Origin of the sequence: Stutzerimonas xanthomarina DSM 18231 (genome assembly GCF_900129835.1) — a bacterium.
GTDB classification, from domain to species: Bacteria; Pseudomonadota; Gammaproteobacteria; order Pseudomonadales; family Pseudomonadaceae; genus Stutzerimonas; species Stutzerimonas xanthomarina.
The window spans coordinates 184,817-211,458 of sequence record NZ_FQXA01000004.1; the positions used below are offsets into that span (position 1 = coordinate 184,817).

Here is a 26,642-nt window from a genome sequence, read left to right on the forward strand (position 1 = left end):
TCGCCAGAATGGCAGCATCAATCGTGGCCACAAGGCCATTCCTGCAAGGATTTCCAATGCCCGAAACTGTCGCTGCCGGCCTGCGCCTGGCGCCTGATGCGCTGACCCGTCCCTTCGAACCCAGCCAGTTCGCCTTCAAGACCACCGATGAACTGGAACCCTTTCTCGGCGTGCTCGGGCAAGAGCGGGCCGTCGAGGCGCTGCAGTTCGGCGTGGCGATGCCGCGCCCTGGCTACAACGTGTATGTGATGGGCGAGCCGGGGACCGGGCGGTTCTCGTTTGTGCGTCGCTACCTCAAGGCCGAAGGCAAGCGGCTCGATACGCCGTCGGACTGGCTCTATGTAAACAACTTCGACGAGCCGCGCGAGCCGCGTGTCGTGGAGTTGCAGCAAGGCGGTGCGGGTGAGTTGATTGCCGATATCGGGCAGCTGATCGACAACCTGATGGCTACCTTCCCCGCAGTGTTCGAACACCCGAGTTTCCAGCAAAAGAAGAGCGCCATTGACCGCGCCTTCAACCAGCGCTACGACAAGGCTCTGGATGTCATCGAAAAGCTGGCGCTTGAAAAAGAAATCGCGCTGTACCGCGACAGCACCAACATCGCGTTCACGCCGATGAAGGACGGCAAGTCGATGGACGAGGCGGAATTCGCCCAGTTGCCGGAAGCGGAGCGCGAGCGTTACCACGAGGATATTTCCGCGCTGGAAGTCCATCTGAATGAGGGGCTTGCCAGCCTGCCGCAGTGGAAGCGCGAGTCCAGTAATCAGCTGCGACAGCTGAATGACGAAACCATCAGCCAGGCGCTGCAGCCGTTGCTGGCGCCGCTGTCGGAGAAATACGCTGAAAACGCAGGCATCGAGGCTTACCTTCAAGCCGTGCAGGTCAACCTACTGAAAACGGTAGTGGAGCAGCTGGTCGACGAAAACCGTCCCGATGCCCAGACCCGCCAGCTTCTCGAAGAGCAGTACAGTCCGAGCCTGGTTGTTGGCCATCCGCTCGATGGCGGCGCGCCGGTGGTGTTCGAGCCGCATCCGACCTACGACAACCTGTTTGGCCGCATCGAATACAGCACCGATCAGGGTGCGCTCTACACCAGCTATCGCCAGTTGCGTCCCGGCGCGCTGCACCGTGCCAACGGCGGCTTCCTGATGCTCGAAGCGGAAAAGATGCTCAGCGAGCCCTTTGTCTGGGAAGCGCTGAAGCGTGCCTTGCAGTCGCGCAAGCTGAAGATGGAGTCGCCGCTGGCCGAGCTGGGGCGACTGGCTACGGTGACGTTGAATCCCGAAGTTATCCCGCTCAACGTCAAAGTCGTGATCATCGGCTCACGCCAACTTTATTACACCCTGCAGGACCTGGATCCGGACTTTCAGGAGATGTTCCGAGTGCTGGTGGATTTCGATGAAGAAATCCCGCTGGCCGAAGACAGCCTTGAGCAGTTCGCCCAGTTGATGAAAACGCGTACCTCCGAAGAGGGCATGGCGCCGTTGACCGCAGCCGCAGTCGCCCGTCTTGCGACCTACAGTGCCCGACTGGCCGAGCATCAGGGGCGCTTGTCGGCACGGATCGGTGATCTGTTCCAGCTGGTCAGCGAGGCGGATTTCATTCGTCAACTGGCCAAGGATGAAGTCACCGACGTCGGCCATATCGAGCGAGCCCTGAAGGCCAAGGCCACGCGTACCGGGCGCGTCTCGGCACGCATTCTGGAAGACATTCTTGCAGGCGTGATCCTGATCGATAGCGAAGGCGCTGCGATCGGCAAGTGCAATGGCCTGACCGTCCTCGAAGTAGGCGATTCGGCGTTTGGCATGCCCGCGCGGATTTCCGCCACTGTTTATCCGGGTGGTTCGGGGATTGTTGACATCGAACGTGAGGTTAACCTCGGTCAGCCGATTCACTCCAAAGGCGTGATGATCCTGACCGGTTTTCTTGGCAGCCGCTACGCGCAGGAATTCCCGCTGGAGATTTCTGCCAGCATCGCGCTTGAGCAGTCCTATGGCTACGTTGACGGTGACAGCGCTTCACTGGGCGAATGCTGCGCGCTGATTTCGGCTATCTCGCGTACCCCGCTCAAGCAGTGTTTCGCGATTACCGGCTCGATCAACCAGTTCGGCGAGGTGCAGGCGGTCGGTGGCGTGAACGAGAAAATCGAAGGCTTTTTTCGCCTATGCGAAGCACGCGGCTTGACTGGAGAGCAGGGCGCGATCATTCCTTTTGCCAACGTCACGACGCTGATGCTCGACGAGCGCGTGCTCGAAGCCGTGCGTCAGGAGCGCTTCCACATCTACGCGGTGCGTCATGTGGATGAAGCGCTTTCGCTGTTGGTGGGTGAGCCTGTAGGCGCGGCAGACAAGGATGGCCAGTTCCCCAAGGGCAGCGTCAATGCGCGCGTGGTAGAGCGCTTGCGCGATATCGCTGAGATCGAGCTGGAAGACGATCATCGAAGCGATGCGGCGTCTCCCGAGGAGGTGCTAGCCGCCGCCCAGACAAAAGGAGACGAGCAAGGATAATTGATTATCTGAGCAATATCTGGACGGAACGATACGGCGCGCGACGGGTCTGCAATGGAAGAGAGCTTCCACTCTCCATCCACAAGGTTATCCACAGTATCTGTGGATAACGGATTTGCGGCCCTTTCCTCTGATAGAGGGCGCGCAACCGAGCGCGAGGATCGCCGTCATGTCGCAAACACTCTGTTTGAACCGCCAGTGCCTGGGGCTGGTAACCCGCATCGAATGCATCATCCGGCCACTGTCCGGCGGCAATGGTTTGTGGACGTTGCTCTGCGCGGCAGGAATCGATGCCGGACAACCTACTGCGATCAAGGCGCAAGGCCCATTCCATGGGCCTCGCGAGGCCGAATCGGTGCTGAAGGCAATTGCCGAAAATCTCTATGGACAGGGCTATGCCGTATCGGAATCGCCATCGATCTGGCAACTGCACATGCTTGCGGAACTACGCAAGGTCAACGCAAACCAGTCGCGCTATCTCAGTGGATGGGGCGTAAAGTCCTGAGCGCACCGGCCGAATGTGTCAGCGCGGCCCGGTACTGGCGCTTGTTTGGCGCTTGAAGAGTGCTTTGCAGATTTTTATCCACAGTGAACATGCCGCCATAGCGTCGCATTGAACACTCCGCAACGCTGCGTATACTCGCCTGCCGAACCCGTCCTGCCTAGTGAGAACAGATGGAACGCTTGATCGAAAACACCATGTACGCTGCCCGTTGGCTGTTGGCGCCTATTTACTTCGGCCTGGCCTTCGCCCTGCTGGCGTTGGCGATCAAGTTCTTCCAAGAGATCTGGCACATCCTTCCTGCCGTGCTTTCTCTCAGCGAAGGCGATCTGATCCTCAAGCTGCTCTCGCTGATCGATATGGCGCTGGTGGGTGGTTTGCTGGTGATGGTGATGCTGTCTGGCTACGAGAATTTCGTTTCGCAACTGAATGTGGATGAGGGCAAGGAAAAGCTCGACTGGCTCGGGAAGATGGATTCCGGCTCATTGAAGATGAAGGTCGCTGCCTCGATTGTGGCGATTTCGTCGATCCATCTGCTGCGCATGTTCATGGACGCACAACAGCTCGAGAGCGAGCAGCTGATGTGGTACGTGATCATCCATCTGACGTTCGTCTTTTCGGCCTTCGCTATGGGCTATCTGGATAAGCTCACCAAGCACTAATGTGGTTCGTGCTGTGCTGTGCTGCAGCCGGCTTCTTACGCCTTCCACGCTGTTCAATAGAACGGTCTTGGGTGGGCGTCGCTGAACGCTGTGCTAGGCTGTGCGGCCTTTTTTCCAGCGGAGCCGATGCATGACTGACCTGAATCTATCAACCGACGAAACGCGCGTGAGCTACGGGATCGGCCGTCAGCTGGGTGATCAGCTGCGTGAGAATCCGCCCCCAGGAATCAGCCTGGATGCTGTGATTGCAGGTATTCGTGATGCCTTTTCGGGTTCAGCTAGCCAGGTTGGCCCTGAAGAGCTCAACGCCAGCTTTGCGGTCATTCGCGAACGGATGCAGGCCGAGGCGCAGCAAAAGGCTGAGGCCGCGGCCGGCGAAGGCAAGGCGTTTCTCGCCAAGAACGGTCAGCGTGGCGGCGTGACAACCCTGCCATCGGGTCTGCAATACGAAGTGCTGACCGCTGGCGAGGGCGACAAGCCCAGCGCTGAGGATCAGGTGCGTACCCATTATCATGGCACCCTGATCGATGGCACAGTGTTCGACAGCTCCTACCAGCGTGGCCAGCCGGCCGAGTTTCCGGTAGGCGGCGTAATCGCTGGCTGGACCGAAGCGCTGCAGTTGATGGGCGTGGGCAGCAAATGGCGTCTATATGTACCAAGCGAGCTGGCTTACGGCGCGCAAGGCGTCGGTAGTATCCCGCCACACAGCGTGCTGGTGTTCGACGTCGAGTTGCTGGCTGTTCTGTAAGGCTACTGTCGTTACGGGCGCAACGCCCGCGCGTAGGAGAACAGAAACAGGCTCCGCACCTGTTCTTTGAGGACACAGGGTTCACTGGTGCTCAGCTCCTGCAGGTCCAGATCGCCCTGGTCGCGAAGCTCGTCCAGGGCGTCTCCCTCTAAACTAATGCACACCGCGCCGGTGCTCCGGTCGAGTATTCGCAGGTAAGGTTGCGGACGGTCCAACCAGGCATCTATCAGATAAGTCATATGCACCTCCAAATAATCATCTTTAATGAGAATAATTGTTATTTGCAAATATGCAAGCGCAAAGATTCCCGGAAGTGATTGCTGATGCGTAAAGTGGGTTGCCGCGGAGGAGGGGTGAAGGATGCCCAAGTGCACCCCTCACTGTGCCGGGCTCAGTGGGTGCGAGCGACAGCGAAACGGCTCAACTCGACCAGCGCGTCGCGATAACTGTTGGCGGGAATCAGTTCGAGGCAGGCAATGGCGCGATCGGCATAGCTGCGTGCCAGGCGCGCCGTGTAGTCCAATGCGCCGGCTGCTTCTACCGCGCTACGGATGCTTTCCAGATTCTCGATGCCACCTTTCTGAATGGCCTGGCGCACCAGGGCAGCCTGTTCTGCTGTGCCTTCGCGCATCGTGTAGATCAGCGGCAGCGTCGGCTTGCCTTCGGCCAGGTCGTCGCCGACATTCTTGCCCAGCGCTTCGACATCGCCCTGATAGTCGAGCAGATCATCGACCAGTTGGAATGCAATGCCGAGGTAGTCGCCGAAGGTTCGCAGCGCCTCGCGCTGTTCCAGGCTAGCGCCCGCCAGGGTGGCTGCGCTATGCGTGGAGGCTTCGAAGAGCATGGCGGTCTTGCCGCGGATGACCTCCATGTAGATTTCTTCGGTGGTGCTGGCGTCGCGCACCTTGGACAGCTGCAGGACTTCGCCTTCGGCAATTACGCGGGTGGCCTGCGAGATGATTTGCATGACGTCCATCGAGCCCAGTTCGACCATCATTTCGAAAGAGCGTGCATAGAGGAAGTCACCGACCAGCACGCTGGGCGCATTGCCCCACAGGGCGTTGGCGGTTGAGCGGCCACGGCGCATGCCGGACATGTCGACGACGTCGTCGTGAAGCAGTGTCGAGGTATGCAGGAATTCGATGATCGCAGCTAGCAGGCGCAGCTGCTCACCCTTCAGTCCCAGCGCATTACCGCTGAGCAGGACCAGCAGAGGACGCAGGCGTTTGCCGCCGGCCGAGGTAATGTAATCCCCGATCTTTTCCACCAGCGGTACGCGGGACGTCAACTGGTTGCGGATGATGACGTCAACAGCGGCGAAATCTTCCGCCACTACTTGGTAAAAGGCCTGGGGTTGCATCGGGGACGAGTACTCCTCGGAGATTGCGCGGCATGCTATGGGGCGGGTCCTGCAGTGTCAAGGCAAGGCCCGGCGGCTATTGCGCAGGGTCAGGTGGATGCGTACAATCGCGGACCCTGAACTTTCCCCCTGGGCATTTCCCTGCCTTACGCAATTGCAAGGGCGTCCCTTCCGGCCCCGAGCAGCCATGCCAGCCACTAATTATTTCACTTAAGCGCTGGGTGAGCAGGATCAACGGAGATACACAGATGTACGCAGTTATCGTTACCGGCGGCAAGCAATACAAGGTCGCCGAAGGCGAATACCTCAAGATTGAAAAACTCGAAGTTGCCACTGGCGAAGCTGTCACTTTTGACCGCGTTCTGCTGGTTGGCAACGGCGACGATGTAAAGATCGGCGCTCCGGTGGTCGATGGTGCCAAGGTCACTGCTGAAGTGATCGCTCAGGGCCGTCACGACAAGGTCACCATCATAAAATTCCGCCGTCGTAAGCACCACATGAAGCGTCAGGGCCACCGTCAGTGGTTCACTGAGGTCAAAATCACCGGCATTCAGGGCTAATCGGGCCTGAATCCCCTTATAGGAGTATTGAACTCATGGCACACAAAAAAGCTGGCGGTTCTACCCGCAACGGTCGCGACTCAGAAGCCAAACGCCTTGGCGTGAAGATGTATGGCGGCCAAGTCATCAAGGCCGGTAACATCATCGTGCGTCAGCGCGGCACCCAGTTCCACGCCGGTTACGGCGTTGGCATGGGCAAGGATCACACCCTGTTCGCGAAAGTCGAAGGCGTGATCAAATTCGAAGTGAAGGGCCAGTTTGGTCGTCGCTACGTGAGCGTCGTCGCGGCCTAATCGCGGCGTTGCTGGAAAAGCCCTGTCATGCGACGGGGCTTTTTTGTTTCTGTATCCTCTGTAGGGCTCTTGCAAAACGCTGCTGTGCTCTAACTATCGCTGGGTTTTGCAAGACCCTTATGTTCCTGTTTTCTAGCCCGTCCTTGCGGCGGGAGGCGTTCCCATGAAATTCGTCGATGAAGTATCGATTTTTGTAAAGGCCGGTGACGGCGGTAACGGCATGATGAGCTTCCGGCGTGAGAAGTTCATTGAGAAAGGCGGCCCCAATGGTGGCGACGGGGGGGATGGTGGCTCCGTTTACCTGGTGGCAGACGAGAACCTCAATACGCTCGTCGACTACCGCTACACCCGCCGCTTCAATGCGCCCAATGGTCAGAAAGGTGGCAGTACCGAATGTACTGGCGCCAAGGGTGACGACCTTGTCCTGCCGGTGCCGGTCGGCACAACGGTCATTGATGCGGCAACCCAAGACGTCATTGGCGACCTGACCAAGGCGGGGCAGCGCCTGCTGGTGGCGCAGGGTGGCTGGCACGGTCTGGGCAATACCCGCTTCAAGTCTAGTACCAACCGTGCGCCCCGCCAGACCACGCCCGGCAAGCCAGGCGATGCGCGTGACCTGAAGCTTGAGCTGAAGGTGTTGGCAGATGTCGGGTTGTTGGGCTTGCCCAATGCTGGCAAGAGTACATTCATTCGCTCGGTGTCGGCCGCCAAGCCGAAGGTTGCAGATTATCCGTTTACCACGCTGGTGCCGAACCTTGGGGTGGTCAGTGTTGGTCGCTACAAAAGCTTCGTGGTGGCTGATATTCCGGGTCTGATTGAAGGTGCTTCGGAAGGCGCAGGGCTGGGTATTCGCTTCCTCAAGCACCTTGCGCGGACACGGCTGTTGTTGCATCTGGTGGACATGGCGCCGCTGGATGAAAGTGATCCGGCCGATGCGGCTGAGGTGATTGTGAGTGAGCTGGAAAAATTCAGCCCGGCTTTGGCGCAGCGTGATCGTTGGCTGGTATTGAACAAGGCTGACCAGCTGCTCGAGGAAGACCGTGACGAGCGGGTTCGGCAGGTGGTCGAGCGTCTTGAATGGGACGGTCCTGTATTCGTCATCTCTGCGCTTGAGCGCGAGGGTACGGAGGCGTTGAGCCAGGCCATCATGCGCTACCTCGATGAGCGGCTCGTGCGTATCGCCGAGGAGCCGGCTTATGCAGAGGCGCTTGCCGAGTTGGATCAGCAGATTGAGGACGAGGCGCGTGCTCGTCTGCAGGAGTTGGATGATCAGCGGGCCTTGCGTCGTGCAGGTGTGAAATCTGTCGAGGAGGCTGATGAAGACGACTTCGATGATGACGACGACGATGAGGGTGGTGCCGAGATTTTCTACGTGCGTTGATGGTGCATGCTCGCTTCGTTGCGAGCGTCGCTAGCGAATGGTTGCGGGCTGGCTTGTCTGCCGCCCGCCATGGTTTGGCCGGGTACCGATTGGAAGACAGGATCGATGCGGGACAAGGTGAGCGGCGCACGGCGCTGGGTGGTGAAAATTGGCAGTGCCTTACTGACCGCTGATGGTCGCGGCTTGGACCAGGACGCAATGGCTGTCTGGGTCGATCAGATGGTGGCGCTGCGCGAGGCGGGCGTCGAGCTGGTGCTGGTGTCGTCTGGCGCTGTCGCTGCTGGTATGAGTCGTCTCGGTTGGGCCGCCAGGCCAAAGGCCGTCCATGAGTTGCAGGCTGCAGCAGCAGTTGGGCAGATGGGGCTGATACGGGCTTGGGAATCCAGCTTTGCGCGCCGTGAGCAGCAGACCGCGCAGATCCTCGTAACCCATGATGACCTCTCCGATCGCAAGCGTTATCTCAATGCGCGCAGCACGCTTCGCACGCTGATCGATCTGGGTGTGGTGCCGGTCATCAATGAAAACGACACCGTCGTCACTGATGAGATCCGCTTCGGTGACAACGATACGCTCGCTGCGCTGGTGGCAAACCTGGTCGAGGCGGACCTGCTGGTCATCCTTACCGACCGCGACGGCATGTTCGATGCCGATCCGCGCAATAATCCCGATGCAAATTTGATCAGTGAGGCTCGCGCCGACGACCCGGCATTGGATGCGGTAGCTGGTGGCACGGGTGGCGCGCTTGGGCGGGGCGGTATGCAGACCAAGTTGCGCGCGGCGCGTCTGGCGGCGCGCTCTGGTGCCTATACGGTCATCATCGGTGGTCGAATCGAGCGGGTGTTGGCGCGTCTGAAGTCGGGTGAGTCGCTCGGCACCCTGTTGGCTCCTGAGCAGAATCGCCACGCGGCGCGAAAGCAATGGCTGGCGGGGCATCTGCAAACGCGTGGTACGGTCGTTCTTGATGATGGTGCGGTGCATGCCTTGAAGCAGGGTAATCGCAGCTTGCTGCCGGTGGGGGTCAAGGCGGCGCAGGGTGGCTTTCGGCGTGGGGAAATGGTGGTGTGTGTTGGCCTGGATGGCCGTGAAGTTGCCCGCGGTCTGGTCAATTACAGTGTGGCCGAAACGCAGCGAGTCCTTGGGCGTCCATCCGACGAAATCGAGAAACTGCTCGGCTATGTTGATGAGCCGGAGCTGATTCATCGCGACAACATGATCCTGGTCTGAGGGGGGTTGATGCGGCTGGCAAAGGCGTTAATGGTGTTGCTGGCGTGGCCGATGGTTGGCATGGCGCGCGAAGTGGGCGAAGTTGACACGGTCTTCAAGTGGCTCGGCCCCAATCACAAGATTGTTGTCGAAGCGTTTGATGACCCCGAGGTCGAGGGTGTGACCTGTTATCTGTCGCGAGCAAAGACCGGCGGTATAAAAGGTGGGCTCGGTCTGGCTGAAGACCGCGCCGAGGCGTCGATCGCCTGCAGGCAGGTCGGGCCCATCCGACTGAGTGAAAAACTCAAGGATGGCGAGGTAGTCTTCAAGGAGCGGACATCTCTGGTATTTAAAACCATGCAGGTAGTCCGCTTTTTCGATGAGGCGCGCAATACATTGGTCTATCTGGTGTACAGCGATCGGGTTATCGAAGGGAGTCCGCAAAACGCGGTTACCGCGATTCCGATACTCCCTTGGGCTCAGCCATAAGCGGTATGTGGTTGAGCTCGATGTTGGCCGATGGGCTCGGTATCGAATCGTAGGCATAAAAAAACCGGCTCAAGGCCGGTTTTTTCACAAGAGCGTACAGCTTAGGCTGCAGCAGCTTCGCCGAGGGCCTTGATGTGGCCGTTCAGGCGGCTTTTATGCCGGGCTGCTTTGTTCTTGTGGATGATGCCTTTGTCGGCCATACGGTCGATTACGGGCACGGCTGCGGTATAAGCAGTACGAGCTTTATCCAGATCTTTTGCGTCGATGGCTTTGACCACATTCTTGATGTAGGTACGAACCATGGAGCGCAAGCTGGCGTTGTGGCTGCGACGCTTCTCAGCCTGAATTGCGCGTTTTTTGGCGGAAGGGCTGTTGGCCACCGTCGAACTCCTCGAAAACGTGGGATTACAAAGCAAATAAGGCCGCGAATCATGCCGATGCGGCGGGCCCTTGTCAACCCCGATTGAACTAATCGAGACACTGGCCGGACAGGAGGGGGGTCGCTAAACTCGCGACCTCTTTCACTGTCGTAACTGGCCATCGAGTCGATGCTCAGTGCTTGGCCGGAACCCTCCTGCTGCAACTCTAGGAAGACAAATGTCCGATACATCCGGCAAAGGTGGATTGCTGCGGTCCAGTGCGGTAGTCAGCGTGATGACGCTGCTATCCCGGGTGCTGGGTATGATACGCGATATGGTGGTAGCCAGCTACTTCGGCTCTGGCGCCGCTGCCGATGCTTTCTTCATAGCGTTCAAGATTCCCAATTTTTTGCGCCGTCTGTTTGCGGAAGGCGCGTTTGCGCAGGCTTTCGTTCCGGTGTTGTCGGAATATCGGGCCAAGCGGTCCCTTACGGAGGTCAAGCTGCTGGTCGATCGCACGGCTGGCATGCTTGGGTTGATCCTGACTGGTATTACTGCGGTCGGGGTGTTGGCTTCGCCTTATGTGGTCATGCTCTTCGCGCCTGGCTTTCATGATGACCCAGCGAAGATGCAGTTGGCCGGCGAGTTGCTGCGCATCACCTTTCCTTATCTGCTGCTGATTTCCCTCACGGCATTCACTTCTGGCGTACTCAACACCTATGGACATTTCGCGGTGCCAGGCTTCACGCCGGTGCTGCTCAACGTGTGCATGATTACCTCGGCGGTGTTTCTCACACCCTATTTTGATCAGCCGATCATGGCGCTGGCTTGGGGCGTGTTCATAGCCGGCTTCGCCCAGTTGGCTTTTCAACTTCCATACGTCGCCAAGCTGGGATTGTTGCCACGGCCCCGGGTGAAGGTCGGAGACCAGGGCGTGCGACGAATCATGCTGCTGATGGTTCCGGCTTTGTTCGGTGTGTCGGTCAGTCAGATCAACCTCTTGCTCGATACGGTGCTCGCCTCGTTTCTTCAGACCGGTAGTGTGTCCTGGCTCTATTACGCAGACCGCCTTTCCGAGTTGCCGCTCGGCGCCTTCGGCATAGCCATCGGCACGGTGATTCTACCGAGCCTTTCACGTCAGCACGCTGGCGAGGATCCCAAGGCCTTTTCCAACACCCTCAATTGGGCGCTGCGAATGGTATTGCTAGTGGGGATTCCAGCTGCGCTCGCGCTGGGGATCCTGGCTGAACCGTTGATCGCCAGTCTGTTTTTTTATGGTGCGATGAGTGAGGAGGCCGTGGTGCAGTCGGCCAATGCATTGGAGGCCTATTCGCTAGGGGTGCTGGCGTTCATGTTGATCAAGGTGCTGGCGCCAGGTTTCTTCGCACGCCAGGACCTGAAGACGCCCGTGCGCGTCGCCATCATCTGCATGATCGCCAACATGGCGCTGAACCTGATGCTTATCTGGCCGCTCCAGCATGTCGGGCTGGCATTGGCCACCTCGCTGTCGTCGATGCTCAATGCTGGGCTGCTGTTCTGGGGGCTATATAAAACGGGCGTGTTCCGGTTTACCCCGGGTTGGGGGGCTTTCCTGCTGCGGCTGGCTGGGGGCTGCGCTGCCATGGCGGCGGTGGTCTGGTGGCTCAACGCGCCGTCGGTCGAATGGTTCGCCTGGGGTTGGCAGCAGCGCGCGCTGCAGCTAGGGCTGCTCGTCGTAGCGGGATTGGGCGCTTTCGCGGCGGGCCTGGTAGTGCTCGGCTTGCGACCGCGACATCTACGTCATTGATCCGCACGCTAGGCGGATGGCAAACCTGTCCGCGACTGCTGGCTCATGCGTATAATCGACGACTTTTCAAGCAAGAAGTGCGGTATGCAGCTGGTTCGAGGTCTTCATAACCTACGACCCCGGCATCGGGGTTGTGTCGCCACCATCGGCAATTTCGACGGGGTCCACCGGGGGCATCAAGCCATCCTGGCGCGCTTGCGCGAGCGTGCCGCCGAGCTCGGCTTGCCTAGCTGCGTGGTGATTTTCGAGCCACAACCGCGCGAGTACTTTGCGCCGGACAAGGCGCCCGCACGGTTGACCCGCCTGCGTGAAAAGCTGCGGTTGCTGGATGAGCAGGGCGTCGATCTGGTGCTGTGCCTTGCATTCAACCGTCGTTTGCGGGAGCTGAGTGCTGCGGAGTTCGTTCACGCGACGCTGGTCGATGGCCTTGGCGTCCGGCACCTGGAGGTCGGCGATGACTTCCGTTTCGGTTGTGACCGTGCCGGCGATTTCAATTTTTTGTTGAAAGCGGGCGCTGCCGAAGGCTTTACCGTTGAGGCCGCCGCTACGATCGAAGTTGCCGGTGCGCGCGTAAGTAGTACGCGGCTGCGCCAGGTGCTTGCCGATGGCAATCTGGAGCTGGCGCAGAAGCTGCTCGGTCGGCCGTTCAACATTACCGGCCGTGTCATGCATGGACAGGCGCTGGGCCGGCAATTAGGCGCGCCGACCGCCAACATCCAGCTCAAGCGCAAGAATACGCCGGTTAGCGGAGTATTCATGGTGAGCACGGAGGTCGATGGCATCGTCCAGCCCGCGGTCGCCAATATTGGCATGCGGCCTTCGGTTGAAAGCGACGGGCGACCACATCTGGAAGTGCACTTGCTCAATTATCAAGGCGACCTCTATGGTCGCCTGCTGCGCGTGACGTTTCACCGCAAGCTGCGTGACGAGCAGCGCTTTGCCTCGCTGGAGGCGCTCAAGACGGCAATCGAAGCAGATATTGCTGCGGCTCGCGAATACTGGCGGGCTTCACCCATTACCACGAGTCAGGACTGACATGACCGATTACAAAGCGACCCTCAATCTGCCGTCCACGGCATTTCCGATGAAGGCCGGTCTGCCACAGCGCGAGCCGGAGACCCTGCAGCGCTGGAACAGCATCGACCTCTACGGAAAGCTGCGGCAGATTGGCGAGGGTCGCCAGAAGTTCGTCCTGCATGACGGCCCGCCGTACGCCAACGGCAGCATTCATATCGGTCATGCTGTGAACAAGGTCATCAAGGACTTCATCGTCCGTTCCAAAACCCTAGCCGGTTTCGATGCGCCCTACGTGCCGGGCTGGGATTGTCATGGCTTGCCGATCGAGCACAAAGTCGAGATCACCTATGGCAAGAACCAGCCTGCCGATCTGACCCGCGAACGTTGCCGCGCCTATGCCGCCGAGCAGATCGAAGGGCAGAAGGCTGATTTCATCCGCCTCGGCGTGCTCGGCGAATGGGACAACCCTTACCGCACCATGGATTTTGCCAACGAAGCCGGTGAGATCCGTGCGCTGGCGAAGATGGTCGAGGGCGGTTTCGTCTTCAAGGGCCTCAAGCCGGTGAACTGGTGTTTCGATTGCGGCTCGGCGTTGGCTGAAGCGGAAGTCGAGTACCAGGAGAAGAAGTCCGACGCCATCGACGTCTCCTTTGAGGTCGAAGATGCTGACAAGCTGGCGGCAGCCTTTGGCGTCGCTGCGCTGAGCAAGCCGGCCAGCATCGTCATCTGGACCACCACCCCCTGGACCATTCCTGCCAACCAAGCGCTCAACGTCCATCCCGATTTCGTCTACGCGCTGGTCGATACGGGTGACCGGCTGCTCGTGCTCGCCGAGGAGCTAGTCGAGTCCTGCCTGCAGCGCTACGAACTGCAGGGCGAGATCATCGCCCGCTGCGAGGGCAAGGCGCTGGAGCTCATCCGCTTCCGCCATCCGTTTTACGAGCGTTTCGCACCGGTCTATCTGGCCGACTACGTGGAAACCGGCGCCGGCACCGGCATCGTTCACTCGTCGCCCGCCTACGGTGAAGACGACTTCCGCTCCTGTAAGCATTACGGCATGGAGAATGACGACATTCTCAGTCCGGTTCAGAGCCACGGCGTCTACGTATCGGACTTGCCGTTCTTCGGCGGCCAGTTCATCTGGAAGGCTAATCCTGCAATCGTCGAGAAGCTGCGTGAAGTCGGCGCGCTGCTTAAGCACGAGCCGATCCAGCACAGCTACATGCACTGCTGGCGGCACAAGACGCCACTGATCTACCGCGCCACTGCGCAGTGGTTCGTGGGCATGGACAAAGTCGCTCACGACGGCAGCTCGCTGCGTCGTCGCGCGCTGGATGCTATCGAGCAGACTGAGTTCGTTCCCGCATGGGGCCAGGCACGACTGCACGGCATGATCGCAGGGCGTCCGGACTGGTGCATTTCGCGCCAACGCACTTGGGGTGTGCCGATCCCGTTCTTCCTGCACAAGGAAAGCGGCGAGCTGCATCCTCGTACGGTCGAGTTGATGGAAGCAGTGGCACAGCGAGTGGAGCACGGCGGCATCGAGGCCTGGTCCAAGCTGGACGCGGCCGAGTTGCTGGGTGACGAAGCCGCGCAGTACGAAAAGATCAGTGACACCCTGGACGTCTGGTTCGATTCCGGCACTACTCACTGGCACGTCATGCGCGGCTCGCATCCGATGGGCCACGAGCAGGGCCCGCGCGCTGACTTGTACCTGGAAGGTTCCGACCAGCACCGCGGCTGGTTTCACTCCTCACTGCTGACCGGTTCCGCTATCGACGGTCACGCACCCTACAAGGGCTTGCTGACACACGGCTTCGTGGTCGATGAGAACGGCCGCAAGATGTCCAAGTCGCTCGGCAACGTCGTCGCGCCACAGGAGGTCACTGACAGCCTGGGTGCAGACATCCTGCGCCTGTGGGTCGCGTCGACCGATTATTCCGGCGAGATGGCGGTTTCCAAAGTCATCCTGCAACGCAGCGCAGATTCCTATCGCCGCATTCGCAACACCGCGCGTTTCCTGCTTTCGAACCTAGACGGTTTCGACCCGGCGCAGCACCAGGTTCCGGCCGATCAGCTGATCGCGCTCGACCGCTGGGCCATCGATCGTGCTCTGTTGTTGCAGCGGGAAATCGAAGAAGCGTATGCGACCTACAAGTTTTGGAACGTCTACCAGAAAGTGCATAACTTCTGTGTTCAGGAACTGGGCGGTTTCTACCTCGACATCATCAAGGACCGTCAGTACACCACTGGTGCCGACAGCCTGCCGCGGCGTTCATGTCAGACCGCGCTGTACCACATCGCCGAAGCACTGGTGCGTTGGATTGCCCCGATTCTGTCGTTCACGGCTGATGAAATCTGGCAGTACCTGCCGGGCGAGCGCAACGAATCGGTGATGTTCAATACCTGGTACGAGGGGTTAGCTGAGCTGCCTGCTGACGTCGAGCTGGGCCGCGAGTTTTGGGATAAGGTCATGGCGGTCAAGGCCGCGGTGAACAAGGAGCTGGAAGCCCAGCGTGCCGCGAAGACAATTGGCGGTAATCTGCAAGCCGAAGTGGTGCTCTACGCCGAAGACACACTGGTGGCCGATCTGGCCAAGTTGGGCAGCGAGCTGCGCTTCGTGCTGATCACCTCGGCGGTGACGGTAGCGCCTCTCACCGCAGCGCCGGCTGAGGCCGTACAGAGCGAGCTTTCTGGTCTCAAGCTGCAGATCAGCAAAACCAGTCACGCCAAGTGCGGCCGTTGCTGGCACCACCTGCCTGACGTCGGTACCCACGCGGAGCACCCGGAAATCTGCGGCCGCTGCGTTGAAAACATCGAAGGCGCCGGCGAGGTCCGCCACTATGCGTGACGAGCTGCGCTCAGTGGCCATTGTAGGGTGGGCTTCAGCCCACCGTTGGCCTCTATCACGTGAGTGCAGCGTGATGCACTTTGCTGGGGAGGCAGCATGACATCCCGCCTTGGTAAGCTGACCTGGTTATGGCTCAGCATCTTGGTCGTTGTGCTGGATCAGGCCACCAAGCACTACTTCGAAGCCAATTTCAGCCTGTATCAGAAGGTTGACGTCATACCCGACTACTTCGCCTGGACGCTGGCCTACAACACCGGCGCGGCCTTCAGCTTCCTCGCCGATCATTCCGGCTGGCAGCGTTGGCTGTTTGCCCTGATCGCCATGGGTGTCAGTGTGGTGTTGGTGGTCTGGTTGAAGCGCCTGAAGCCTGGCGAGACCTGTCTCGCCGTCGCCTTGGCACTGGTTCTCGGCGGCGCGCTCGGTAATCTTTATGATCGCGTGATGCTTGGGCACGTAGTCGATTTCATCCTGGTGCATTGGCAGAACCGCTGGTATTTCCCGGCGTTCAACATTGCCGACAGCGCCATCACCATCGGCGCTGTGATGCTGGCGCTGGACATGTTCCGTAGCAGTAAAACGGGAGAAACGGTAAATGACTGAACAACGCATCGGGCCGGACATGCAGGTGACTCTGCATTTCGCGCTCAGTATGGAAAATGGCGAACAGGTCGACACGACTTTCGATAAACAGCCGGCTACTTTTAAAGTGGGCGACGGTAACTTGCTCCCAGGCTTCGAGCAGCAGTTGTTCGGGCTTAAGGCCGGCGACAAGCGCACCTTCCAGATCGCGCCGGAGCAGGGCTTCGGTCAGCACAACCAGCAGAACGTGCAAACCATGCCGCGCAACCAATTTGAAGGCATGGAGTTGTCCGAAGGGCTGCTGGTGATCTTCAACGATGCTGCCAAGTCAGAGCTGCCTGGGGTGGTCAAGACTTTCGATGATCGTCAGGTAACCGTGGACTTCAATCATCCGCTGGCTGGCAAGTCGCTGACCTTCGAAGTGGAAATATTCGAGGTGAAGCCGGTCTGAGTGACCGGCTCACGTAAGTAAGCTGCTTGTTGTAGGAGCCGAATCGTAAGGTGGATCACGCTTCACCGATCCTCCGCAGGCCGCAATGGTGGATGCAAAAGCGCAATCCAGCTACGAGTCTGGCGAAGCGCGTTACCTCTATCTTCAGCCTGGTTTTTATGCCGATTCCAGCTTCGCTTCGCGCCGCCGACCAGGCGTTACACTTCACCACTCACCCGCCCCGAACGTCGAGAATCCCCATGCAAATCAAACTCGCCAATCCGCGTGGCTTCTGTGCCGGTGTCGACCGGGCCATCGAGATCGTCAACCGCGCGCTTGAGGTATTTGGGCCGCCGATCTACGTGCGTCACGAAGTCGTGCACAACAAGTTCGTCGTAGAGGACCTGCGTGAGCGCGGTGCAATTTTCGTGGATGAGCTGGATCAGGTGCCGGACGGCTTTATTGTGATTTTCAGCGCCCACGGCGTGTCCCAAGCTGTGCGGATGGAAGGGGAAAGGCGCGGCCTCAAGGTATTTGACGCTACTTGCCCATTGGTGACCAAGGTCCATCTTGAAGTGACCAAGTACAGCCGGGAAGGGCGTGAGTGCATTCTTATCGGCCACGCTGGGCATCCCGAAGTGGAGGGCACCATGGGGCAGTACGACACTGCCAATGGTGGCTCGATCTACCTGGTGGAAGACGAAAAGGATGTTGCTGAATTGCAAGTACGCAACCCGGAAGCGTTGGCTTTCGTCACTCAGACCACACTCTCCATGGACGACACCAGCCGTGTAATCGACGCTTTGCGCGCACGCTTCCCGAGTATCGGTGGCCCGCGTAAAGATGACATCTGCTACGCCACCCAGAATCGTCAGGATGCGGTCAAGCAGCTTGCGGCTGAGTGCGACTTGGTATTGGTAGTAGGTAGTCCGAACAGCTCAAACTCAAATCGTCTTCGTGAGCTGGCCGAGCGCATGGATACGCCGGCTTATCTGATCGATGGCGCCGAAGACCTCAGGCGTCAATGGTTTGAGAACATCGAGCGCGTCGGTATTACGGCTGGTGCCTCTGCGCCAGAGGTGTTGGTGCGCGGCGTGATCGACCGGCTGCGCGAGTGGGGCGCTACGGGTATGGATGAGCTGGATGGCCGGCCCGAGAACGTGACGTTCTCGATGCCCAAAGAGTTGCGGTTAAAGGCAGTGTGACCGAGCTGGCGCTTTTTCTTAGCGGCAGTTCGTCAGCTCCTGCCGCAGCCGGCCGCCGCTGCTTAGCACCAGCTTTATGCCCTGCGAGTTTCCAGTCGCGTGACAAAGCGTCAGGGTTCCAGCTTGAAAAGCGCCGCTATATAGTCGGGCGGTGCCGTCGGGCGTATAGCGGATGTAGTTGCTAACTGGCGTATTTCCACTAAGGGCAATGTCCCCCTCCGGCCCGGCCTGCTGACGGATGACAATGTCCGTGGTGTCAAGCGTACCGTTGCCATCAAGGTCGACCATCGTGGTCCAGCCATTGGACCAGTCACCGTTGCGTTGTAACAGCGTTACTGCGCGGTTGCGATAGACCGCTTCCTGCCGGGTCATCTTTATTGCGCTCACTAATTTCATCCGGGCCGCATCAAGAGCCTGTTTATGCAGCATCTGGTTGAAGCTCGGCACAGCCAGGCCGAGGACAACGGAAATAATGACGAGCGCCACCATGCACTCAATAAGCGTGTATCCCTGTTGTTTCATATGGCTTCCTGCCGTGTGATTTTGTTCTCAATTATTCATGTCGCCGGCCCGCTAAGCTGCCAACCATCGCCCCGAGAGGCCATCTCGTCCCCTTGCGAGTGTCATGCTGATCGGCGGCGGTTAGGCTTAAGCCCTCGATGAAGGATATCGGAATGAAGTTCTTGAGAGGATTTACGCTGCTCGAATTGATGATCGCGATCGCAATTTTAGGAATTGCGTTAGGCATTGCTGTTCCGGGTTTCACTGATCTGCTGCGATCCTACCGGGCCCAGAGCCAGAGTTCCGAAATTACCCGAACGGTGGCGCTTGCCCGTAGCGAGGCCATCAAGCGCGGCGGCAACGTTTATGTAACCGCGTTGACTGACGGGGATAACTGGGAGGCTGGTTGGCGTGTCTGGCACGACGCTGACAGTAATGGCATTTATGCGGCAGCAGAGCTGATTCGCGCGTTCGGCCCGCTGGGTGGAAATGGCGTTTCCCTTGAGGGCAAAAGCTATACAACTGTCGGCGGTGTCGTCACGCCGGGCAGCGCCTCCGAACAGTTTCGCTTTACCGCGCAAGGATTGCAGCAGGGCGTACCGCCAGGACAGGGCCTCCTGTTTGAGTTCAGCTTGGGCGACGACTTCTGCCCGCTCGCACGGGACATGCAGATCAACCATATAGGGCGCGTGTCCACCGCTCGCAAGGATTGTGACGATGATAACTAGTAAGGGATTGCCCCGGCGGACTGCTGGCTTCAGCTTGATCGAAGTGCTTATCTCGATGCTGGTGCTGGGCATCGGGATTCTGGGCATGGCTGCGCTACAGCTCAATTCGATGAAGTTCAATCAGACGGCGGGAGTTCGCACCCATGCGACATTTCTGGCCTACGACATGTCGGACCGCCTGCGTGCCAACCGAGCGGACGCCCGGGGTGGCTCATACGACACGGACCTCAATGACGCCGCTCCGGCGGGCGCGAACATCACTGCAACTGATCTGCGGCAGTGGAAAGCCGCGCTGGGTACCCAGCTTCCGGCCGGGTCCGGGTCCATCGAGCGCAGCGGCAACGTGATCTCGATTACGGTGCAGTGGAGCGAAGGACGCATCGGCGAAAGCGAAACCCAGCAGTTCGTATTCGAGACGCAGCTATGAGTGGACCTACCTTTCACCGTTCGCGAGGCATTGGCCTGATAGAGCTGCTGATTGCCCTTGCGCTGGGCCTGATCATCAGCGCCGCCGTAATGCAGGTATTCCTCACTAGTCGCACAACGTACCGGATGCAGGAAGCGATGGCCCGCGTACAGGAGAACGGCCGATTCGCTGTGGGCTACATGGCGAACGATATCCGTATGGCTGGGTATATGGGATGCGGCAATCTGGGCAGCATCACCGTGAATGACATTATCGACCCGGCCGATGTGCCGGCTGGGTTCGACTTCGACATTAGCCAGGAGGCCGTAATTGAAGGGCACGATGCGGTTGCCGCCGTTAATGGCTGGGGCGCCAAGGTTGGAACCGATGTGATTGAGATCCGGCGTGCGGCCAGTACCGGCGTGACGCTGACCGGCAACATGAGTGCCGACAACGCGCAAATTCACGTGACCAACAATGCGCCCGGTTTCGATGCCGGCGATGCGCTGTTTATCACCGACTGCACGACTGCCGATCTTTTTCGAGCCACTACTGTTTCAAATGGCGGCGGTTCGACAATCAATATCGCACATGCAAACGACCTAAATATAGATAACCGGCTGAGTAAGCCGTACGGCGAAGAGGCGGAGGTGCTGGCATTCGAATACAGCGTCTTCTTCGTTCGCAATACAGGCCGTACGACGCCAAATGGCACCGCCATTCCGTCTCTTTACGTAGAGACGATGCGTGCAGGGAGCGGAGCGACTACCGAAGTGCAGGAGCTCATCGAGGGGGTCGAGGATATGCAGCTCGAATACGGTGTCGACACCTCCGGCAATCGGGCTGCCAACGAATACAGGCCCGCCGATGAAGTCGCCGACTGGTCGCGCGTGGTCAGCATCCGGATGAATCTGCTGATGCGCAGCACCGAGGAGAACGTTGCTCCCGCGTCTGGCGAGGCAAGCCAGATTCTCACCTATAACGGCAGCGCGGTTGCCGCGGATGGATTCCTCAGGCAGGTGTTCAGCTCCGTGGTCACCGTGCGCAACCGGGTTCCCTAGTCATGGTCGGATCAATCATGCGTGTATCGAAATCTCAGCGTGGTTCGGCCCTGCTGGTCAGCCTCGTGTTTCTTCTGTTGCTAACCATGATCGGCATCAGTTCGATCCAAGATTCGATCCTTCAGGAGCGGATGGCGGGTAACAACCGCGACCGCGAAGTCGCCTTCCAGGCGGCGGAGGCCGGGCTGCGGACGGCCGAGCGTTACCTGCAGGGTGCCGTGGTCGGGCCCTTCGAGACCAATGCCAGTGGTTTGTTTACGGCCGGTAGTGTCTCCGTGCCGGATTGGGCCATGAGCAGCAGCACCAACTGGCTCGCTTTGCCGGCCGACACCCTTGCCGGTGTCGACAGCCAGCCCCAGTACATCATCGAGGAAGTCACCCAGACAGGTATGTTCGGCCTGGGCGCGGATGAACCGGAGGAGTCCATCTCTTTCTATCGAGTGACCAGCCGTGGCTACGGGGCCAGCCCCGACGCTCGCGTCGTGTTGCAATCAACCTACCGTAGATAACGGCTTGGCAGGGAGCGAAAAATGCCGGTAACCAGCAAAAGTAAAGTTCGTGTTGGTGTGTTCATAGCTGCGCTCACAGTCGTTAGCGGTTCGGTACAAGCCGCGATCGATATCGCCCAGACACCACTTTTTATCAATGCAGCGGTGCCGCCGCTGAACATGCTGGTGATGGGGCGTGACCACACGCTGTATTACGAGGCCTATAACGACGCTTCGGACCTTGACGGTGATGGTTTGCTCGATACCCGGTTTAAGCCGGACGACATTGACTACTACGGCTATTTCGACTCGGCCAAGTGTTACCAATACGTCGAAGGCGATACCCGTTTCGAGCCGGTTGGCGCCACGAGCAACAGCCGGTTCGATGGCAGTTGCAGCGGTAATTGGAGTGGTAACTTCCTCAATTACGTGACCATGTCCCGCATCGATGCGCTCCGTAAGGTGCTTTATGGCGGCAAGCGCGTCGTTGATACTCACACGGGCGCTGGTGCAGGCGTGACCGTGCTCGAACGCAGCGCGATTCCGCAAGACGGGCATAGTTGGGGAAAGGAGTACACCAGCGTCGCGGTCGATGGGTATGACATCTCGAATTACACGCCGCTGGCCGTCCCTCAGGCTGGTACGCGTCATCTTTTCGCTAACGTGACCATCGGGGCTTCACCTGCAACCAGCGGCAATGACCCCCTGTTGCGCGTGCTGCGCAACTCACGATTCCGAATCTGGGAGTGGGTTTCCATCGAAGCCCCGGTGGCCGGTGATCGTTGCGAGCATGGTAGTAGCGGGCCGACCTGTGTGTATGGCGTCGGGGTGGATACGAGCCATCCGAGTTCCAGCCTTGAATTTGCGGATCTAATTAAACGGATGGAGGGCAATGTACTCATTGACGGCGTTGCTCGGACCCGTATTAACAAGACAGCAAACGGAGCGGGAGCGCTTGCGGACAGCGGGACGACCGCAGGACAAGCTGATAACTACGTCTCCGTGTTGAAGGGCATCATCAAGATACCGACGGCTGGCACCTATCAATTTGCAGTCGATGGCGATGACGCCGTTGAGGTGCTAATCGATGGCCAGCTGGTTGTCGGTTGGTATGGTGGGCATGGTGCCGCTACCTTGGGAGAGCATTCTGGAAGCATAACGCTCACAGCTGGTAATCACGATCTCGAGTTTCGCCATGAGGAAGTAGGCGGGGGCGATAGCTATAGACTTGCTTGGTGGAACGGCACGACGTGGGAGGTAGTGCCGGCCAGCTCGTTCGAAAATCTCAAGCTCTGGGCCTATGGCCGGACCGTACCGGCCTCCACGCGAGACGATCCTGACTATGTTGTACGGGTCCAGGTCTGCGCAGCCGGCCCGCTGGAAGATAACTGCCAAAGCTACACACGTGTTGATGACGGTATTAGCTACGTAACCCACAAGCCGGTAGGCCTCTTGCAGGAGTTCGGCACGGCCACTGACGAAACCTCGGTGGCCCGAATGAAATTTGGCCTGCTTACCGGGAGTTATCGCAACAACCTTAGAGGTGGCGTGCTGCGGCGCGCGGTCGGTGACATCAGCGACGAGCTTGATCCTGAGACGGGTGTATTTGACGACGACGTCGTCGGCGTCATCGAAACCATCGATCGCTTGGGGTTCATGGGCTATAACGGATCCCAGCATGGTTCGAGAGGCAACAGCGGCGGGTGTGGCCTGATCACCAATCGGGCTATCGACAACAACGAATGCAATATGTGGGGTAATCCGGTCGCCGAAATGATGTACGAAACCCTGCGCTATTTTGCTGGGGCGACGTCGGCTACATCTGATTATTCCAGCAATGTCAGCTCCAACGGTTACGAAACCGGGCTCGGGCTGCCGTTAGTGGCGACCTGGGAAAACCCCTACGTCGGCCAGGGCGCGTATAGCTGCGCTGCGCCGGTCCAAACGATCATCAGCGACATTAATCCCTCCTATGACACCGATGACCTGCCTGGCACGGCATTCGGCGACGGCGTGACAGCGTCTCCTTCACGCCTGTCGTCACTCAACGTGGCGAACGAGGGGCAAACGATTTGGAACGGTGAGTTTGGCTCGGGTTTCAGCCGCCAGCATTTCATCGGCCAGTCGGCTGCGGTCAGCGACGGCGCTCCGACGGCAAAAACCGTGACCTCGTTCGGCAATATTCGAGGCCTCGCTCCGGCCGAACCGACCAAGATGGGCGGTTACTACTCGGCCAGTCTGGCTTATTACGGTTTGCGCAACGACCTCAGCGCTGCCACAGGCGACCAGAAGTTGAGCAGTTATGTTGTGGCACTTGCCTCCCCCCTTCCGCAGTTCCGTATTCCTTTAGGCGACCACTTCATCACGCTGGTACCTTTCGGCAAGTCCGTTGGCAGTGGATCGACGCCATACAGTGCGTATTACCCGACCAATACCATTGTTGATTTCTATGTCGAGGACATCGCCGAGGATGGACGCAGCGGTACCTTCCGCATCAACTTCGAGGACGTCGAACAGGGCAACGACCACGATATGGATGCGATCGTGCGCTATGAGTACGAAGTGATCGGTGACAGCCAGTTACGGCTGGAGCTGACCTCCGAGTACGCGGCCGGTAGCGTGGTGCAGCATATGGGTTACGTCATTTCAGGTACGACCGCGGATGGGGTCTATCTCGAAGTTCGGGACGAGGACACTCCCGCTGCCGACGACGTCAGCGCTGCCTATACGCTGGATACACCTCCGAGCCGTGCAACGCCATCGGATCCGCGGGGTGCGGGCGAGCTGCCCTTGCAGGCGACTCGCACTTTCACAGTCAATACCTCGAGTGGCGCCAGCACGGCCTCGCTCCTCAAGGGCCCGCTGTGGTACGCGGCCAAGTGGGGTGGTTTCAAGGACCGTAACGGCAACGGCATTCCGGACCTGCGCGAGGAGTGGACGAGTGCCGCCGCCGGTGAGTCCGATCCCGATCCAGACAACTATTACCTGGTTACCAACGCGCTAGGCTTGCGTGATCAACTGACCAGCGCCTTCAACAATATCCTCATCCAAACATCTTCGGCTTCGGCGGTTGCGACCAACTCTACGCGATTGGATACCGGAACCCAGATTTTCCAGGCGCGCTTCAATAGCGAGTTCTGGTCCGGTGAGCTGCGTGCGCTCAACGTCAACGCCAATGGGTCTATTGGCTCGACCGCCTGGGAAGCCTCCGAGCTGATTCCGGCCGAAAACGACCGGACGATCGCAACCTGGGACCACGCCGCCGAAGAGGCTGTCGAGTTCGAGTGGGGCGAGCTTAGCGAGACTTATCAGACCGCGGTGGGTAGTAGTGAGGCATTGATCAACTATCTGCGTGGCGACCCCGCGGGAGAGGAGCGCAACGGCGGCAACTTCCGTGACCGTCCTTCCGGCCTGCTGGGTGACATCGTCAACTCAGACCCGGTATTCGTTGGCAATCAAGACTACGGTTTCAGCCGCCTGCCAATCGGTGAGCCGGAGCGGCCGACGGCCGACAGTAACCCCTATCGCACCTTCAAATCTGGCATCAGTCGCAAGGCGATGGTCTATGCAGGCGCTAACGACGGCATGTTGCATGGATTCTGCGCAGGAGGCTGCGGCAGCGCGAGCCCGGGGCAGGAAATTCTTGCTTATATACCTGGCGCCCTTGCCAACGGGCTCAGCCAGTTAGCCAATCCCGCCTACCAGCATCGCTACTATGTGGATGGTTCGGCACGGGTGGTGGATGCCTACCTTGGCACCGGAAGCGCTGCCGGCTGGGCCACCGTGCTGTTGGGCAGCCTGGGAGCTGGCGGGCGTTCGGTGTTCGCCCTGGATGTAACCGATCCTGATAGCTTCGGGCCGAACAAGGTCTTGTGGGAGTTTCCGAATGCCGATACTCCGGAAGCGGACAGTGTAGAGGTTGGGCAGGGCATCACCCAGCCGACCATCGCTCGTCTCGCCGCTAATGACAAATGGGTCGCCATCTTCGGCAATGGCTATAACAGCCAGAGTGGCCAGGCTGCTCTGTTCATCGTCGACCTTAATTCCGGTGAGCTGCTCAAACGAATCCCCGTCGGCGTAGCCGGGGACAACGGCTTGTCGGCGGTGTTTCCGGCCGACCTGAATGCCGATGGAATTACGGATTATGTTTACGCGGGTGACATGAAGGGGAACGTCTGGCGATTCGACCTCAACGGATCAACTCAGGCCTCGTGGGCGGCTGGGCTGTCCCGCAAACCGATCTTTACAACTCAGGCCAGTCAGCCGATCACCACCCGACTCGTCGCCGGCAATCACCCCAGCGGTGGTGTGATGCTCTATTTCGGCACGGGCCGCTACCTGGGCGACACCGACCGGATCGTCGGGGACGAACCGCCGGTCCAGTCGTTCTACGGTGTGTGGGACCACGATGTGCACACCTCGGTCAACATGAACAGTAAGACCCAGCTCGTGGCACTTAGCGATTTGCAGCAGCAAACGATTGTCTACGAGTCCTCGTCGGCCACCACCCGCTCTGGTTCAGCTGCTGATTTTGCGGTGCGTGTCATGTCTGACTCCACGTTTGAATACGGCACTAATGGCAGCCGCAAGCAAGGTTGGTATTTGAATCTGGTGTACCCCACCGGGACCACGGGAGACGGCGAGCGGGTCACGTCTGCCGCAACATTGCGCGGTGGCAAAATCATCTTCGCCACCAGTGTTCCCTCCGGCGACGCGTGCGCCTATGGAGGGAACAGTTGGCTGATGGAAGTCGACGCAATGTCCGGTGGTCGCCTCGAAGGCTCGGTGTTCGATGTGAACAACGACGGCGTGATAAATGACGACGATTTCGCCGAGTGGGGTGATGATGGCGAAAATCAAGGCAGCGTTGGCGGCAAGGGCTTTGAGGAGCTGATCCGCAACCCAGGGATTATTTCGGGTGGCGAAGTCGAGTACAAATACACCTCCGGCTCCAGCGGCAACATTGGCGTGACGTTGGAAGATGCAGGCACGGCCGCCACTGGTCGACAATCTTGGAGACAGTTGCAATGACAGGAGCACGTCACCGCGCTACTAGGCAATTCGGGTTTACGCTCATCGAACTTATGATTGTGATTGCCATCATGGGTATCCTCGCTGCGATTGCCTTGCCGGCATATCAGGAATATTTGCGTAAAGGAAAGCGCGCAGAGGTCAAGGCCACGCTCCTCGAAGCAGCGCAAGCGCTTGAGCGGCACTACTCGCTAAACAGCACGTATCTGAACGCAGATGATTCTGGGCTGGCTGCAGTATTCCCTACCCAATCCCCGCAAAGCGGAAGCGCAAATTACACCATAGCTGCGGAAGGAACTCCGACTCGCTCAACCTACGTTTTGATGGCTACCCGTGCTGGAAGCATGGCTGGAGACCTCTGCGGCGATTTTCAGATTGACCACGCCAACAACCAGACGCTCAATCAGACAGGTATTCAGAACCCGATGTCGCTGGAAGCGTGCTGGTGACCTTAACTGAAGTGTTTTATAACCTCGCCATTTGAAATAGGTGAGT

At 59.0% G+C, this 26,642-nt stretch carries 25 protein-coding genes; 21 read left to right on the forward strand and 4 right to left on the reverse strand.

The window, feature by feature from the left end:
• Nucleotides 1-56: 56 nt before the first annotated feature.
• From BUE09_RS11865 to bamJ, 4 genes are all read left to right on the forward strand, one after another.
• The gene (locus tag BUE09_RS11865) at nucleotides 57-2,507 is read left to right on the forward strand and encodes a Lon protease family protein (RefSeq protein WP_073301155.1); all 2,451 of its coding nucleotides are present in this window, start codon (nucleotides 57-59) and stop codon (nucleotides 2,505-2,507) included.
• A gap of 169 nt (nucleotides 2,508-2,676) precedes the next feature.
• Nucleotides 2,677-3,012 (forward strand): PA4575 family protein, encoded by a 336-nt coding sequence (locus BUE09_RS11870; protein ID WP_073301156.1) that lies wholly within the window; start codon nucleotides 2,677-2,679, stop codon nucleotides 3,010-3,012.
• 170 nt (nucleotides 3,013-3,182) lie between these two features.
• Nucleotides 3,183-3,671, forward strand: a complete 489-nt coding sequence (locus tag BUE09_RS11875) for a TIGR00645 family protein (RefSeq protein WP_019339708.1) — start codon at nucleotides 3,183-3,185, stop codon at nucleotides 3,669-3,671.
• A 130-nt stretch (nucleotides 3,672-3,801) separates the two neighbouring features.
• Complete coding sequence (bamJ, locus tag BUE09_RS11880) at nucleotides 3,802-4,419, forward strand: BamJ family beta-barrel-assembly machinery protein (RefSeq protein WP_073301157.1); 618 nt, start codon at nucleotides 3,802-3,804, stop codon at nucleotides 4,417-4,419.
• 11 nt (nucleotides 4,420-4,430) lie between these two features.
• On the opposite strand, the gene BUE09_RS11885 is transcribed toward bamJ, so the two are convergent.
• Both BUE09_RS11885 and BUE09_RS11890 read right to left on the reverse strand, forming a co-directional pair.
• Nucleotides 4,431-4,658 carry a PA4570 family protein gene (locus BUE09_RS11885; protein ID WP_073301158.1) on the reverse strand — a complete coding sequence of 76 codons (228 nt, stop codon included), beginning with the start codon at nucleotides 4,656-4,658 and terminating at the stop codon, nucleotides 4,431-4,433.
• Nucleotides 4,659-4,810: 152 nt separating this feature from the next.
• Nucleotides 4,811-5,779 (reverse strand): polyprenyl synthetase family protein, encoded by a 969-nt coding sequence (locus BUE09_RS11890; protein WP_073301159.1) that lies wholly within the window; start codon nucleotides 5,777-5,779, stop codon nucleotides 4,811-4,813.
• A 248-nt stretch (nucleotides 5,780-6,027) separates the two neighbouring features.
• Here BUE09_RS11890 and rplU point away from each other — a divergent pair, with 248 nt between their 5' ends.
• The 5 genes from rplU to creA all read left to right on the forward strand — a co-directional run bounded on the left by rplU (nucleotide 6,028) and on the right by creA (nucleotide 9,705).
• The gene (gene rplU, locus BUE09_RS11895) at nucleotides 6,028-6,339 is read left to right on the forward strand and encodes a 50S ribosomal protein L21 (RefSeq protein ID WP_019339712.1); all 312 of its coding nucleotides are present in this window, start codon (nucleotides 6,028-6,030) and stop codon (nucleotides 6,337-6,339) included.
• 35 nt (nucleotides 6,340-6,374) lie between these two features.
• Nucleotides 6,375-6,632, forward strand: coding sequence for a 50S ribosomal protein L27 (rpmA, locus tag BUE09_RS11900; protein WP_019339713.1), 258 nt, complete (start codon nucleotides 6,375-6,377; stop codon nucleotides 6,630-6,632).
• Nucleotides 6,633-6,795: 163 nt separating this feature from the next.
• Complete coding sequence (cgtA, locus tag BUE09_RS11905) at nucleotides 6,796-8,013, forward strand: Obg family GTPase CgtA (RefSeq protein ID WP_073301160.1); 1,218 nt, start codon at nucleotides 6,796-6,798, stop codon at nucleotides 8,011-8,013.
• Between the two features lie 105 nt (nucleotides 8,014-8,118).
• Nucleotides 8,119-9,237 carry a glutamate 5-kinase gene (gene proB, locus BUE09_RS11910; RefSeq protein WP_073301161.1) on the forward strand — a complete coding sequence of 373 codons (1,119 nt, stop codon included), beginning with the start codon at nucleotides 8,119-8,121 and terminating at the stop codon, nucleotides 9,235-9,237.
• Nucleotides 9,238-9,246: 9 nt separating this feature from the next.
• Nucleotides 9,247-9,705: a protein CreA gene (creA, locus tag BUE09_RS11915; protein WP_073301162.1), complete on the forward strand. Its 459-nt coding sequence runs from the start codon at nucleotides 9,247-9,249 to the stop codon at nucleotides 9,703-9,705.
• Between the two features lie 101 nt (nucleotides 9,706-9,806).
• On the opposite strand, the gene rpsT is transcribed toward creA, so the two are convergent.
• Nucleotides 9,807-10,085: a 30S ribosomal protein S20 gene (gene rpsT, locus BUE09_RS11920; protein ID WP_003281567.1), complete on the reverse strand. Its 279-nt coding sequence runs from the start codon at nucleotides 10,083-10,085 to the stop codon at nucleotides 9,807-9,809.
• A gap of 217 nt (nucleotides 10,086-10,302) precedes the next feature.
• Here rpsT and murJ point away from each other — a divergent pair, with 217 nt between their 5' ends.
• The 6 genes from murJ (at nucleotide 10,303) to ispH (ending at nucleotide 17,932) form a co-directional block, all read left to right on the forward strand.
• Complete coding sequence (murJ, locus tag BUE09_RS11925) at nucleotides 10,303-11,850, forward strand: murein biosynthesis integral membrane protein MurJ (protein ID WP_073301163.1); 1,548 nt, start codon at nucleotides 10,303-10,305, stop codon at nucleotides 11,848-11,850.
• An 84-nt stretch (nucleotides 11,851-11,934) separates the two neighbouring features.
• Entirely contained in the window at nucleotides 11,935-12,885 is a 951-nt protein-coding gene (ribF, locus tag BUE09_RS11930; RefSeq protein WP_073301164.1) for a bifunctional riboflavin kinase/FAD synthetase, read from the forward strand.
• A 1-nt stretch (nucleotide 12,886) separates the two neighbouring features.
• On the forward strand, nucleotides 12,887-15,718 hold the full coding sequence (gene ileS / locus BUE09_RS11935) for an isoleucine--tRNA ligase (protein WP_073301165.1): 2,832 nt from the start codon (nucleotides 12,887-12,889) through the stop codon (nucleotides 15,716-15,718).
• Nucleotides 15,719-15,814: 96 nt separating this feature from the next.
• Nucleotides 15,815-16,318 carry a signal peptidase II gene (lspA, locus tag BUE09_RS11940; RefSeq protein ID WP_073301166.1) on the forward strand — a complete coding sequence of 168 codons (504 nt, stop codon included), beginning with the start codon at nucleotides 15,815-15,817 and terminating at the stop codon, nucleotides 16,316-16,318.
• Complete coding sequence (locus BUE09_RS11945; RefSeq protein WP_073301167.1) at nucleotides 16,311-16,748, forward strand: FKBP-type peptidyl-prolyl cis-trans isomerase; 438 nt, start codon at nucleotides 16,311-16,313, stop codon at nucleotides 16,746-16,748. Before lspA ends, BUE09_RS11945 begins: the two co-directional genes overlap by 8 nt.
• Before the next feature lie 239 nt (nucleotides 16,749-16,987).
• Nucleotides 16,988-17,932: a 4-hydroxy-3-methylbut-2-enyl diphosphate reductase gene (gene ispH / locus BUE09_RS11950; protein ID WP_073301168.1), complete on the forward strand. Its 945-nt coding sequence runs from the start codon at nucleotides 16,988-16,990 to the stop codon at nucleotides 17,930-17,932.
• An 18-nt stretch (nucleotides 17,933-17,950) separates the two neighbouring features.
• On the opposite strand, the gene BUE09_RS11955 is transcribed toward ispH, so the two are convergent.
• Nucleotides 17,951-18,454, reverse strand: a complete 504-nt coding sequence (locus BUE09_RS11955) for a GspH/FimT family pseudopilin (protein ID WP_073301169.1) — start codon at nucleotides 18,452-18,454, stop codon at nucleotides 17,951-17,953.
• 137 nt (nucleotides 18,455-18,591) lie between these two features.
• On the opposite strand from BUE09_RS11955, the gene BUE09_RS11960 reads away from it, so the two are divergent.
• The 6 genes from BUE09_RS11960 to BUE09_RS11985 are packed head-to-tail and all read left to right on the forward strand — an operon-like array spanning nucleotide 18,592 to nucleotide 26,596.
• A complete protein-coding gene (locus BUE09_RS11960) occupies nucleotides 18,592-19,161 on the forward strand; it encodes a GspH/FimT family pseudopilin (RefSeq protein WP_083380801.1) in 570 nt (189 codons plus the stop codon).
• Entirely contained in the window at nucleotides 19,151-19,588 is a 438-nt protein-coding gene (gene pilV / locus BUE09_RS11965) for a type IV pilus modification protein PilV (RefSeq protein WP_073301171.1), read from the forward strand. The genes BUE09_RS11960 and pilV overlap by 11 nt, the downstream gene beginning before the upstream one ends.
• Nucleotides 19,585-20,628 (forward strand): PilW family protein, encoded by a 1,044-nt coding sequence (locus tag BUE09_RS11970; RefSeq protein WP_073301172.1) that lies wholly within the window; start codon nucleotides 19,585-19,587, stop codon nucleotides 20,626-20,628. Before pilV ends, BUE09_RS11970 begins: the two co-directional genes overlap by 4 nt.
• A 17-nt stretch (nucleotides 20,629-20,645) precedes the next feature.
• Nucleotides 20,646-21,137: a pilus assembly PilX family protein gene (locus BUE09_RS11975; protein WP_083380657.1), complete on the forward strand. Its 492-nt coding sequence runs from the start codon at nucleotides 20,646-20,648 to the stop codon at nucleotides 21,135-21,137.
• A 21-nt stretch (nucleotides 21,138-21,158) separates the two neighbouring features.
• Nucleotides 21,159-26,147 carry a PilC/PilY family type IV pilus protein gene (locus BUE09_RS11980; RefSeq protein WP_073301174.1) on the forward strand — a complete coding sequence of 1,663 codons (4,989 nt, stop codon included), beginning with the start codon at nucleotides 21,159-21,161 and terminating at the stop codon, nucleotides 26,145-26,147.
• Nucleotides 26,144-26,596 (forward strand): type IV pilin protein, encoded by a 453-nt coding sequence (locus BUE09_RS11985; protein WP_073301175.1) that lies wholly within the window; start codon nucleotides 26,144-26,146, stop codon nucleotides 26,594-26,596. The genes BUE09_RS11980 and BUE09_RS11985 overlap by 4 nt, the downstream gene beginning before the upstream one ends.
• The last annotated feature ends 46 nt before the right edge of the window (nucleotides 26,597-26,642 follow it).